The sequence below is a fragment of the Staphylococcus sp. HMSC062A01 genome (assembly GCF_001836805.1).
Lineage (GTDB): Bacteria > Bacillota > Bacilli > Staphylococcales > Staphylococcaceae > Staphylococcus > Staphylococcus haemolyticus.
Genome location: NZ_KV830598.1, coordinates 1 through 13,436, shown reverse-complemented (window position 1 = coordinate 13,436; position 13,436 = coordinate 1). Strand labels below are relative to the sequence as shown.

General features: G+C 34.2%; 13 protein-coding genes. All 13 read left to right on the top strand.

The genetic code is table 11. The features are described 5' to 3' along the window. Positions 1 to 4: 4 nt before the first annotated feature. Positions 5 to 496 carry a CHAP domain-containing protein gene (locus HMPREF2715_RS00065; RefSeq protein WP_070839113.1) on the top strand — a complete coding sequence of 164 codons (492 nt, stop codon included), beginning with the start codon at positions 5 to 7 and terminating at the stop codon, positions 494 to 496. A gap of 115 nt (positions 497 to 611) precedes the next feature. Continuing rightward, entirely contained in the window at positions 612 to 1,088 is a 477-nt protein-coding gene (gene lspA, locus HMPREF2715_RS00060; protein ID WP_070582064.1) for a signal peptidase II, read from the top strand. 11 nt (positions 1,089 to 1,099) lie between these two features. Continuing rightward, the gene (locus HMPREF2715_RS00055) at positions 1,100 to 2,017 is read left to right on the top strand and encodes an RluA family pseudouridine synthase (RefSeq protein WP_070582065.1); all 918 of its coding nucleotides are present in this window, start codon (positions 1,100 to 1,102) and stop codon (positions 2,015 to 2,017) included. Positions 2,018 to 2,464: 447 nt separating this feature from the next. After that, positions 2,465 to 2,992 (top strand): bifunctional pyr operon transcriptional regulator/uracil phosphoribosyltransferase PyrR, encoded by a 528-nt coding sequence (gene pyrR / locus HMPREF2715_RS00050; RefSeq protein ID WP_070582066.1) that lies wholly within the window; start codon positions 2,465 to 2,467, stop codon positions 2,990 to 2,992. Positions 2,993 to 3,225: 233 nt separating this feature from the next. Continuing rightward, on the top strand, positions 3,226 to 4,536 hold the full coding sequence (locus tag HMPREF2715_RS00045) for a uracil-xanthine permease family protein (RefSeq protein ID WP_037552357.1): 1,311 nt from the start codon (positions 3,226 to 3,228) through the stop codon (positions 4,534 to 4,536). Between the two features lie 32 nt (positions 4,537 to 4,568). Then, positions 4,569 to 5,462, top strand: coding sequence for an aspartate carbamoyltransferase catalytic subunit (locus tag HMPREF2715_RS00040; protein ID WP_070440671.1), 894 nt, complete (start codon positions 4,569 to 4,571; stop codon positions 5,460 to 5,462). Positions 5,463 to 5,465: 3 nt separating this feature from the next. Next, positions 5,466 to 6,740 carry a dihydroorotase gene (locus HMPREF2715_RS00035; RefSeq protein ID WP_070582067.1) on the top strand — a complete coding sequence of 425 codons (1,275 nt, stop codon included), beginning with the start codon at positions 5,466 to 5,468 and terminating at the stop codon, positions 6,738 to 6,740. Next, positions 6,741 to 7,841 (top strand): carbamoyl phosphate synthase small subunit, encoded by a 1,101-nt coding sequence (locus HMPREF2715_RS00030; RefSeq protein WP_037552349.1) that lies wholly within the window; start codon positions 6,741 to 6,743, stop codon positions 7,839 to 7,841. Then, on the top strand, positions 7,834 to 11,007 hold the full coding sequence (carB, locus tag HMPREF2715_RS00025) for a carbamoyl-phosphate synthase large subunit (RefSeq protein ID WP_070839111.1): 3,174 nt from the start codon (positions 7,834 to 7,836) through the stop codon (positions 11,005 to 11,007). Before HMPREF2715_RS00030 ends, carB begins: the two co-directional genes overlap by 8 nt. A gap of 96 nt (positions 11,008 to 11,103) precedes the next feature. Continuing rightward, positions 11,104 to 11,796 carry an orotidine-5'-phosphate decarboxylase gene (pyrF, locus tag HMPREF2715_RS00020; protein ID WP_070440683.1) on the top strand — a complete coding sequence of 231 codons (693 nt, stop codon included), beginning with the start codon at positions 11,104 to 11,106 and terminating at the stop codon, positions 11,794 to 11,796. A 1-nt stretch (position 11,797) separates the two neighbouring features. Then, positions 11,798 to 12,406: an orotate phosphoribosyltransferase gene (gene pyrE, locus HMPREF2715_RS00015; RefSeq protein WP_053024667.1), complete on the top strand. Its 609-nt coding sequence runs from the start codon at positions 11,798 to 11,800 to the stop codon at positions 12,404 to 12,406. 27 nt (positions 12,407 to 12,433) lie between these two features. After that, the gene (locus HMPREF2715_RS00010; RefSeq protein ID WP_070440686.1) at positions 12,434 to 12,664 is read left to right on the top strand and encodes a hypothetical protein; all 231 of its coding nucleotides are present in this window, start codon (positions 12,434 to 12,436) and stop codon (positions 12,662 to 12,664) included. Between the two features lie 335 nt (positions 12,665 to 12,999). Then, positions 13,000 to 13,404 carry a VOC family protein gene (locus HMPREF2715_RS00005; RefSeq protein WP_070839108.1) on the top strand — a complete coding sequence of 135 codons (405 nt, stop codon included), beginning with the start codon at positions 13,000 to 13,002 and terminating at the stop codon, positions 13,402 to 13,404. Positions 13,405 to 13,436: the final 32 nt, after the last annotated feature.

Here is a 13,436-nt window from a genome sequence, read left to right as displayed (position 1 = left end):
TTTAATGAAAAAATTTATACTTATAATGGTTTTAGGAAGTGTACTTTTCACTGGTGGAGCGATATATGATGGAATTGATAATCAAGATATGACGCAACCGACAATTCATTTTTGGGAAAAGAACCCAATGAAATTAAACTTATATGCTAAAGGCCAATGTACGTATTATGTGTTTGATAGAATTAGACAAGATGGCAATATGATTAGTAATAGATGGGGAGATGCCAAATATTGGGCTAATGAAGCAAGCAATGAAGCAAGCAAAGAAGGATATAAAGTTAATGATAATCCAAGTGTTGGTTCAATCCTTCAATATCCAAAAGGTCAACATGGTCATGTTGCATATGTAGACAAAGTTAATCATGATGGCTCGTTAACCGTTTTTGATATGAATTATCGTAAACCATATGAAGTTACTAAGCGCACAGTTTACGAATACCAACTAGATGAATTTAATTATATTCATCCTAAGAAAAATCAAAGTGAAAACGCATAATGAACTACAGTTACTAATATCATCATCTATTTGTAACTGTAGCTTTTTTTATATAGAGGAGTAAGCTATAATGTAGAGTGTTGTCAAAGTGTAGTGTGTGAATGGAGGCACGTGAATGAAAAAGAAATATTATATAACCATATCTTTAATAGTAGCAATCGCTATATTAATTATTGACCAAGTCACAAAACGGATTATTGCTACAACAATGAATATTGGTGATTCATATGAAGTTATTCCTAATTTTTTAAACATAACATCACATAGAAACAATGGTGCGGCATGGGGAATTCTTAGTGGTAAAATGGGATTCTTTTATATTATTACGATAGTTATTCTCATCGTACTTGTACTATTTTATATTAAAGAAGCAAAGTATAATCTATTTATGCAAGTTGCAATAAGTTTACTATTTGCAGGTGCATTAGGTAACTTTATTGATCGATTAGTTAATGGTGAAGTAGTTGATTTTGCTGATACTAATATTTTTGGATATGATTTCCCAATATTTAATGTTGCGGATTCAAGTTTAACAATAGGTGTATTGTTCATAATCATTGCCTTACTTAAAGATTCGAATTCAAAAGAATAGGAGACTATAATTTGAAAACACATGAATTTAAAATTGAAAACCAAGAGCTTGTTGGACAGCGTATTGATAAATTATTACCTGAATTCAATAATGAATGGTCTAGAAGTCAAATTCAAGATTTGATTAAAGAAGATTTAGTTACAGTTAACGAAAAAGTGATTAAGTCTAATTATAAAGTTAAATTAAATGATCTTATTATTGTTACAGAGAAGGAAGTTGTCGAAGCCGATATTCAGCCAGAGAACCTAAATTTAGATATTTATTATGAAGATGAAGATGTAGCGATAGTTTATAAACCCAAAGGTATGGTAGTACATCCATCCCCAGGTCATTATTCTGGTACATTAGTTAATGGCTTAATGTACCAAATTAAAGATTTATCTGGAATTAATGGTAAAATTCGCCCAGGTATAGTTCATCGTATTGATAAAGATACTTCAGGGTTATTAATGGTTGCCAAAAATGATATTGCTCATAGAGGGTTAGTGGAACAATTAATGGATAAATCCGTTAAAAGAAAATATACCGCTTTAGTACATGGAAATATTCCACATGATTATGGCACGATTGATGCGCCTATCGGACGTAACGAGAAAGATCGACAATCAATGGATGTCGTTGATAACGGTAAAGAAGCGGTTACACACTTTAATGTTTTAGAACATTTTAATGATTACACATTAATTGAATGTCAATTAGAGACGGGGCGTACACACCAAATTCGTGTACATATGAAATATATTGGTTACCCTCTTGTTGGAGATCCAAAGTATGGTCCACGAAAAACACTTGATATTGGTGGACAAGCATTACATGCAGGTGTTATAGGATTTGAACACCCTGTTACTCATGAATACATTGAACGTCAAGCAGAATTACCTAAAGAATTTGAAACACTTTTAGAAGATATTCGCTTAAGAGATGCATAAGAAAAGAATAGTTTGGTAGCCCGCAAAGTTTCAACGCTTTGTGGGTATTTTTTCTAATTTCACATTTAATCAATGATTCTTTAATATGTATTTTTGAAAAAGTTTGTCTAATTTTTAGTATTTCACAAATTCGATTAACTATAGTAAAAGTATTATTTATTTACAATTGATAATTTTAAAAAATTACATTGACTTATAGCTCAAAAAGTTTTAAGCTAGTAACAGTTCAAAAAAGAAATCGGTGTCTTTAAAAGAGAGTCCAGAGAGGCTTCAAAGACAATGAGTATAATTCTATATACTTTCTTAAAATAATTCAGCGAAATATATGAATTGTTTTATTAGAATGGCTTTATCATGTAATGTCTAACATTACATGTGCGTATATATTAATTTGCCCTCATGTCTTTGAAAAAGGCATGAGGGTTTTTAATTTTAAGAGGTGAGATAATGTCTGAGCGAATCATCATGGATGAAGCTGCAATACAACGTACTGTAACGCGTATGGCACATGAAGTTCTTGAATATAACAAAGGTACAGAAAATCTTGTGTTACTCGGAATTAAAACGAGAGGCGAATTTTTAGCAAGACGTATACAAGACAAAATCAATCAAATTGAACAAAAAATAGTTCCAACAGGTACAATTGATATTACACATTTTCGAGATGATATTGAAATTGCTAACAAGCAAATCACTCAAGATGCAATAGAAATTGATGCTGATATTAACGATAAGGTAGTCATCATCATTGATGATGTACTTTATACAGGAAGAACTGTTAGAGCTTCCCTAGATGCAATCTTGCTTCATTCTCGACCGATTAAAATTGGCTTAGCAGCACTTGTAGATCGTGGACATCGAGAATTACCAATAAGAGCAGATTTTGTAGGGAAAAACATACCAACTTCTAAAGAAGAATCTGTTTTAGTGTATTTAAACGAAAAAGATTTACAGAATGCAGTAATAATTGAATAAAGACCTTTTAAATCAGTACGAGAGACTGAAAAAGGTAAAGTATTCAAAAGTGAGTGTGGATTACGATGATAGAATGGTCAGTATTAATAACCATCTCACTATAATTGAATGCTTTGTCACGTAGATACGGATAACGATAAGTATGAGTGCTTATCTGTATGTTTACTACGATTTTTTTAGTCTCTTTACATTTAAATGTAAAAGAGACTTTTTTTATGAAAGGAAGAAAAAAGATGGAAAATGAACAAATGTTTGAACGAACCGTCAAACCGGTGTTAGACGTACAAGACAAACCTAAACCAACACAATGGGCGCTACTGAGTTTGCAACATTTATTTGCAATGTTTGGTTCTACAGTATTAGTGCCATTCCTAACTGGCTTGCCAATATCAGCTGCTTTACTTGCATCCGGTATAGGAACATTGCTTTATATATTAATTACTAAGGCAAAGATTCCAGCATATTTAGGATCAAGTTTCGCATTTATCACACCAATTATTACTGGATTAAGCACACATAGCTTAGGAGACATGTTAGTAGCACTATTCGCAAGTGGCGTAATGTATGTCATCATCGGTATCCTAATCAAAATCAGTGGTACAGGATGGTTAATGCATTTACTTCCACCGGTAGTTGTAGGACCAGTAATCATGGTAATTGGATTAAGTTTAGCACCAACAGCAGTTAATATGGCAATGTACGAGAACTCAGGAGATATGAAAGGGTACAATTTAAGCTATCTGGTTGTCGCGCTTATTACATTACTTGTAACAATAATTGTGCAAGGGTTCTTCAAAGGTTTCTTATCACTTATACCGGTACTTATTGGTATCATTGTTGGCTATATTGTTTCAATCTTTATGGGGTTAGTTAACTTTTCAAATATTGCTAAAGCAAACTGGATTGACTTCCCACATATCTATTTACCATTTAAAGATTATGTGCCATCGATTCACCTTGGTTTAATACTCGTTATGTTACCAATCGTTTTCGTAACCGTAAGTGAGCATATCGGTCACCAAATGGTTATCAACAAAATCGTAGGTAGAAACTTCTTCGAGGATCCAGGTTTACATCGCTCAATAATCGGAGATGGTGTTTCAACAATGTTCGCTAGTATTATTGGTGGTCCACCAAGCACAACATACGGCGAAAACATCGGTGTACTAGCAATAACAAAGATTTACAGTATCTATGTTATTGGCGGTGCAGCGGTTATAGCGATTGTCTTATCATTTATTGGTAAGTTCTCAGCGTTGATTTCTTCAATACCGACACCGGTAATGGGCGGCGTGTCAATCTTATTGTTCGGTATTATAGCAGCAAGTGGACTAAGAATGTTAGTTGAAAGTAACATTGATTTTGCAAGCAACCGCAACCTAGTAATCGCATCAGTCATCTTAGTTGTAGGTATAGGTAACTTACTCATCAATTTAAAAGGTTTAGGTGTAAACCTTCAAATCGAAGGTATGGCACTAGCAGCACTTTCAGGTATTATCTTAAATTTAATTTTGCCAAAAGAAAAACAGGATTCAAAAAACTAATTTAACAAGGATTATTTATCAGGAGGCGCTTTATGAATAACTTATTATCTATGGAACATTTATCTAACGAGGACATTTACGATTTAATTCAAACAGCTTGTGATTACAAATCAGGAAAGCAAACCTTACCACAATTCGAAGGGAAGTTTGTTTCTAATTTATTCTTTGAAAATTCAACTCGAACTAAGTGTAGCTTTGAAGTAGCAGAACAAAAATTAGGTCTAAAAGAGGTTAATTTTGAAACAAGTACATCATCAGTACAAAAAGGTGAATCACTGTATGATACCTGTAAAACACTTGAAAGCATTGGTGTTGATTTACTAGTAATCAGACATTCTCAAAATGCATACTATGAAGAATTAGAAAATCTTAATATTCCAATTGCTAATGCTGGAGATGGTAGTGGCCAACACCCTACACAAAGTCTTTTAGATATTATGACAATCTATGAGGAATACGGTTCATTTGAAGGATTAAACATTTTAATATGTGGTGATATTAAAAATTCACGTGTAGCTCGAAGTAATTTCATAAGTCTAACTTCATTAGGCGCAAATGTAATGTTCTCAAGTCCAGATGAATGGGTGGACGACTCATTAGATGCACCATATGTTCAAATTGATGATGTCATCGACCAAGTAGATATTGTTATGTTATTACGTGTTCAACATGAACGTCATGGTATTACTGGAGAAGCTAATTTCGAGGCAAATGAATACCATGAACAATATGGTTTAACAATGAATAGATACAATAAGTTAAAAGATAAAGCAATCGTAATGCACCCTGCACCAGTTAACAGAGGAGTAGAAATCGATAGTGAATTAGTTGAAGCACCAAAGGCACGAATTTTTAAACAAATGACTAATGGCATGTATTTAAGAATGTCAGTAATCAATAAACTATTATCAGGAAAAGAGGCGTAAACATTGAAATTAATTAAAAATGCTCAAATTTTAGATAACGGTGAACTTAAACAAGCATCCATTTTAATAGATGGTCAGCACATCAAAGAAATTAACAATAACATTGAAGTAGATGAAAATGTTGAAGTAATTGATGCACAAGGTCATTTTGTAGCACCAGGTTTAATCGATGTTCATGTACATTTACGTGAGCCTGGTGGGGAACATAAGGAGACAATTGAAACAGGTACAAAAGCTGCAGCACGTGGAGGATTCACAACTGTATGTCCAATGCCTAATACACGCCCAGTACCAGACTCAGTTGAACATATGGATCGATTACAACAATTAATTCAAGATAATGCGCAAGTCCGTGTATTACCATATGCTTCAATAACTGTGCGTCAAGCTGGAAAAGAACATGTTGACTTTGATGCATTAGCAAAGCAAGGTGCGTTTGCTTTCACTGACGACGGCGTTGGTGTGCAGGAATCAGCAATGATGTATGAAGCAATGCAACAAGCTGCAAAGGTCAACAAAGCAGTTGTAGCACATTGTGAAGATAATAGTTTAATTTATGGCGGTGCTATGCACCAAGGTAAACGCAGTGAAGAACTTGGTATACCTGGTATTCCAAATATTTGTGAAGCGGTACAAATAGCGAGAGATGTATTATTAGCTGAAGCAGCTAACTGTCATTATCATGTATGTCACGTATCGACAAAAGAGAGTGTCAGAGCTATTCGTGATGCTAAAGCAGCAGGTATTCATGTGACGGCTGAAGTTACACCACATCATTTACTGTTAACTGAAGATGATGTTCCAGGGGATAATGCAATCTATAAAATGAATCCTCCTTTAAGAAGTAAAGAAGATAGAGACGCATTATTAGAAGGATTATTAGATGGCACAATTGATTGTATCGCAACAGACCATGCACCTCATGCTAAAGAAGAGAAAGCACAGCCAATGACTAAAGCACCATTTGGCATAGTAGGAAGTGAAACAGCTTTCCCATTACTTTACACGCATTTTGTAAAAAATGGTGACTGGTCATTACAACAATTAGTTGACTACCTAACAATTAAACCAGCACAAACATTTGATTTACCTTATGGCAAATTGGAACAAGGTTGCTTTGCTGACTTAACGATTATCAATTTAGATGAAGAACGTGAAATCAAAGGTGAAGATTTCTTATCTAAAGCAGACAACACACCATTCATTGGTTACAAAGTTTATGGTAATCCAATTTTAACAATGGTAGAAGGCGAAGTAAAATTTAAGGAGGATAAATAAATGCTTGAGCGACGTTATCTTGTATTAGAAGATGGGACTTATTATGAAGGGTATCAATTAGGATCTAATGATTTATCTGTGGGAGAAATTGTATTTAACACAGCGATGACTGGATACCAAGAGACGATATCAGACCCTTCATATACTGGTCAAATCATTACATTCACATACCCATTAATCGGTAATTACGGTATCAATAGAGATGACTTCGAAGCACTAACACCAACTTTGAATGGTGTAGTAGTGAAAGAAGCAAGCACACATCCTAGTAATTTTAGAAACCAAAAGACGTTACATGATGTGCTTGTTCAATACAAGATACCTGGCATTTCAGGTGTAGATACACGTAGCATCACACGTAAAATTAGACAGCACGGTGTTTTAAAAGCTGGGTTTACTGATAATCGAGATGGCATTGATTCATTAATTAACACATTAAAAAGTACTGAATTACCTCGTGATGAAGTGGAAACAGTATCTACTAAAACACCTTATGTTTCAACAGGTTCAGATTTGAGTGTGGTCTTATTAGACTTTGGTAAAAAACAAAATATTGTTAGAGAATTAAATATGCGTGGCTGTAACGTAACTGTAGTACCATATAACACCACTGCTGAAGAAATATTAGCCATGTCACCAGATGGTGTTATGTTATCAAATGGTCCTGGTGATCCAGATGTTGTAGAGGTTGCAATAGAAATGATTAAAGGTATTTTAGGTAAAATTCCATTCTTTGGAATTTGCTTAGGACACCAATTATTTGCATTATCACAAGGTGCAACATCATTTAAAATGAAATTCGGTCATCGTGGCGCTAATCATCCCGTAAAAGACTTACGTAGTGGGAAAGTAGATATTACAAGTCAAAACCATGGTTATGCTATCGATAAAAATTCATTGGTAAATACTGACTTAGAAGTAACTCATATTGCACTTAATGATGGTACAGTTGAAGGATTAAGACATAAAACCTTGCCAGCATTCTCTGTACAATACCATCCTGAAGCAAGACCAGGTCCAAGTGACTCAAATTATTTATTCGATGAATTTATGACTATGATGAAAGAATTTAAAGAAAAGGAGCAAACAGCAAATGCCTAAACGTGACGATATACAAACGATTCTAGTGATTGGATCAGGTCCAATTATCATCGGACAAGCTGCAGAATTTGATTACGCAGGTACACAAGCGTGTCTTGCCTTAAAAGAAGAAGGCTACCGTGTCATATTAGTAAATTCTAATCCAGCAACAATTATGACGGATAAAGAAATTGCAGATAAAGTTTATATCGAACCGTTAACACACGACTTTATTGCACGTATCATACGTAAAGAACAACCTGATGCATTGCTACCAACTTTAGGTGGTCAAACAGGATTAAATATGGCTATTCAATTACATGATAGTGGTGTATTAGAGGCTAATAATGTGAAATTACTTGGTACAGAATTAAAGTCAATTCAACAAGCAGAAGATAGAGAGCTATTTAGATCACTAATGAATGATTTGAATGTACCTGTTCCTGAAAGTGATATTGTGAATACTGTTGAACAAGCATTTGCATTCAAAGATGAAGTAGGTTATCCACTCATCGTTCGTCCAGCATTTACTATGGGCGGTACAGGTGGTGGCATATGCTACAATGATGAAGAATTAAAAGAAGTAGTGAGTAATGGATTGCATTACAGCCCGGCTACACAATGCTTAATTGAAAAGTCAATTGCTGGTTTCAAAGAAATCGAGTATGAAGTAATGCGCGATAAAAATGACAATGCTATTGTGGTTTGTAATATGGAGAATATAGATCCTGTAGGTATTCATACAGGTGACTCTATCGTAGTTGCACCAAGTCAAACATTATCAGATGTTGAATATCAAATGTTACGTGATGTATCTTTAAAAGTTATTAGAGCATTAGGTATTGAAGGAGGATGTAATGTTCAACTTGCATTAGATCCACATTCATTTAATTACTACATTATTGAAGTGAATCCACGTGTATCTCGTTCATCAGCACTTGCATCTAAAGCAACTGGATATCCGATAGCGAAATTAGCAGCGAAGATTGCAGTGGGCTTAACGTTGGATGAAATGCTAAACCCAGTTACAGGTACATCATATGCAGCCTTTGAACCAACACTAGATTATGTTATTTCCAAAATTCCAAGATTCCCATTTGATAAATTTGAAAAAGGTGAACGTGAATTAGGTACTCAAATGAAAGCCACTGGTGAAGTAATGGCTATAGGACGTACATATGAAGAATCTTTATTAAAAGCGATACGTTCACTTGAATACGGTGTACATCATTTAGGTTTACCAAATGGAGAGAGTTTTGACTTAGATTATATTAAAGAACGCATCAGTCATCAAGATGATGAAAGACTCTTCTTTATAGGTGAAGCAATTAGACGTGGTACAACACTTGAAGAGATACACAATATGACGCAAATCGATTATTTCTTCTTAAATAAATTCCAAAATATCATTAATATTGAACATGAATTAAAAAATCACCCAGGAGATTTGGAATATCTTAAATATGCTAAAGATTATGGATTTAGTGATAGAGTAATTGCACATCGATTCGGCATGACAGAATCAGAAGTATATCAATTACGCCAAGATAATAATATTAAACCAGTATACAAAATGGTTGACACTTGTGCTGCAGAGTTTGAATCAACAACGCCATACTACTATGGCACATATGAAACTGAAAATGAGTCAATTGTAACTGATAAAGAGAAAATATTAGTGCTTGGTTCAGGTCCTATTCGTATTGGACAAGGGGTAGAATTTGACTATGCTACTGTACACGCTGTATGGGCAATTCAAAATGCTGGATATGAGGCAATTATCGTGAATAATAACCCTGAAACAGTATCTACTGACTTTTCAATTTCAGATAAGTTATACTTTGAACCGCTAACTGAAGAAGATGTGATGAACATTATTAATTTAGAACAACCTAAAGGTGTTGTAGTTCAATTTGGTGGTCAAACAGCAATTAACTTAGCAGATAAACTAGCTAAACATGGTGTCAAAATATTAGGTACGTCTTTAGAAGATTTAAATCGTGCTGAGGATAGAAAAGAATTCGAAGCGCTATTGCATACGATTGATGTACCTCAACCTAAAGGTAAGACTGCAACTTCTCCAAGGGAGGCACTAACGAATGCACGTGAAATTGGTTATCCTGTAGTTGTAAGACCATCTTATGTGCTCGGTGGTCGCGCAATGGAAATTGTAAGTAGCGATGCAGAATTAGAAAATTATATGGAGCAAGCTGCTAAAGCTAGCCCTGAGCACCCAGTGTTAGTTGATAGATACTTAACAGGTAAAGAGATAGAAGTCGATGCAATTTCAGATGGAGAAACAGTTATCATTCCAGGTATTATGGAACATATAGAACGTGCTGGTGTGCATAGTGGTGACTCAATAGCTGTATATCCGCCTCAAACGTTAAGTCAAGAAGATATCGATACGCTAGAGGAATATACTATCAAATTAGCAAAAGGGTTAAACATCGTTGGTCTAATTAATATTCAGTTTGTTATTGCACATGACGGTGTTTACGTATTAGAAGTAAACCCTCGTGCAAGTCGTACTGTACCGTTCTTAAGTAAAATTACCGATAATCAAATGGCACAACTAGCTATGCAAGCTATTATGGGTACTCGTTTTAAAGACTTAGGCTATAAACAAGGTGTACAACCTTATTCAGAGGGTGTGTTCGTTAAAGCACCAGTATTTAGTTTTAATAAACTAAAAAATGTTGATGTGACATTGGGACCAGAAATGAAATCTACCGGTGAAGTTATGGGTAAAGATTTAACTTTAGAAAAAGCACTTTACAAAGGATTAACAGGTAGTGGTGTAGAAGTTAAAGATCACGGTACTGTTCTTATGACAGTAAGTGATAAAGATAAAGATGAAATTGTTAAAATAGCACACCGTTTAAATGAAGTAGGCTATAAAATTTTAGCAACTCAAGGTACTGCAGAAAAATTAAAAGAAGACAACATTCCAGTTGAAGTTGTAGGCAAAATTGGTGGCGACGATGATTTATTAACACGTATACAAAATGGCGAAGTACAAATTGTCATTAATACGATGACTAAGGGTAAAGAAGTAGAAAGAGACGGGTTCCAAATTCGTCGTACAACAGTTGAGAATGGTGTGCCATGTCTAACTTCATTAGATACGGCTAATGCTTTAACTAATGTAATTGAAAGTATGACGTTTTCAATGAGAACTATGTAGATTTACAACTTGAGAACGACAAGGGCGTTATATGTCAGTGAATATTTTTAAACTGATTATGACGACCAAGTCGTTCGTTTTCAAAGGAGCTATAATATGAAAGATTTACCTATCATAGCATTGGATTTCGAATCAGCAAATAAAGTTAATACATTCTTGGACCAATTTGATGAACCACTTTTCGTGAAAATTGGAATGGAACTATTCTATCAAGCGGGGCCAGATTTGATTAAATCGATTAAATCTCGTGGCCATGACATATTCTTAGATTTGAAGCTACATGATATTCCAAACACAGTTGAAAAAGCAATGGAAGGCTTAGGAAAGTTAGATGTAGACTTAGTTAATGTGCATGCAGCTGGAGGTACAGACATGATGAAAGCTGCAGTAAGGGGTTTGCATAAATATAGTAATGATACAAAGATCATTGCTGTGACGCAATTAACATCTACAACAGAAGAAATGCTACGTAATGAACAAAACATTCAGACGACGATTAAAGAAGCAGTGTTAAACTATGCTACTTTAACACAACAAGCAGGTTTAGATGGTGTGGTTTGTTCTCCACTTGAAGCAGAATTGCTAACAAACAAATTAGGTTCTAATTTCTTAAAAGTCACACCAGGTATTAGACCACAAGGGGCAGCTGTAGATGATCAAAAACGTATTACTACACCTGAAGATGCTAAACAATTAGGGGCAACACATATCGTAGTTGGGCGACCAATAACCCAAAGCGAGAATCCTGTGGAAAGTTATCATACTATTAAAGAAAGTTGGTTAGGTTAATATGGCTAAAGAAATAGCAAAATCTTTATTAGATATTGAAGCGGTAACATTATCTCCGAATGACTTATATACGTGGAGTTCAGGTATCAAATCTCCTATCTACTGTGATAACCGTGTAACATTAGGTTATCCTGAAGTGAGACGTGCCATTCGTGATGGATTAAGTCAAATGATTATTGAACAATTTGGTGATGTAGATATTGTTTCTGGTACAGCCACAGCAGGTATTCCTCATGCCGCTTACATCTCTGAAAAGTTAAATTTACCTATGAATTATGTTCGCTCTAAAAGTAAAAGTCATGGTAAACAAAATCAAATTGAAGGAGCAGTAAGTAAAGGGAAGAAAGTGGTAGTAGTAGAAGATTTAATTTCTACAGGTGGATCTTCAATTACAGCAGTTGAAGCTTTAAAGGATGCTGGTGCTGATGTTTTAGGTGTCGTTGCCATTTTCACTTATGGTTTAAAAAAAGCAGATGACATGTTTAATGAAATTGATGTTCCGTTTTATACACTAAGTAATTATAATGAGTTAATTGAAGTGGCTCGTGAAGAAGGAAAAATTTCTGAGAATGATATACAGACTTTAGTTGAATGGAGAGATAACTTGTAATATGCTATGTCAAAAGGGGGATTGATTATGATGACCGATGGTGAGGCCAATCGTTTCTATAACAATATGAAACATGTTAACGAATTCTTATATAAAGAAGAAGATTTTAAATCCCCGGATAACATAATGTCGATTGACAATAGTATTAGAGAAATGAGTGGAACTCAGTCAAAAGTGAGTATGGATTCATTTATCCATACGAGTGATTTCTTTAAAAAAGCTAAAGAAGCGTTAAGGCAAAAAGGTATAATAGATTAAAAACGTGGTATATATGACTAACTCTTTTTCACATATAGTTAAAAAGTAGTCATATATACCATGTTTTTATTTTAATAAAGAAAATATAAAACAATAAATTAGCGAATAAAAATTTTAATTAGTACCCATCCGATAAGTAAGACAATAAGCATAGATAAAATCGGTATAATAAGATGCATCATATTAGAAAGCCTCCAATTGAACTTTAGTTTAATTTTAACTTGAAAATAGTATAAGTCAAAAATTTAGATTAAAAGAATCAAATATTCAAATTTTTTCAAAATAATTAAAATTAGTCTAAAATAAGTATTAAAAATATAGAGAGGGGAATTATTGTGGAAATACCGAAAATAACAACATTTCTAATGTTTAATAATCAAGCAGAAGAAGCTGTAAATTTATATACGAGTCTATTTGAAAACAGTGAAATTTTAACTATGGTGAAGTATGGTGAAAAGGGACCAGGCGTTCCTGGAACAGTACAACATTCTATATTTACGTTGAATGGACAAGTATTTATGACAATCGATGCTGATAATGGAGAAGATTTACCGATGAATCCATCCATTTCTTTATATATAACTGTTGATAATGCCATGGAAATGGAACGACTATTTAATGGTTTGAAGAAAGAAGGCGCTATATTGATGCCTAAAACTGCAATGCCACCATTCCGCGAATTCGCATGGGTGCAAGATAAATTTGGAGTTAGTTTTCAACTCGCGTTACCTGAAAAATAAAGGCTCTACGTCAAATCGGACTGATGAGTCCA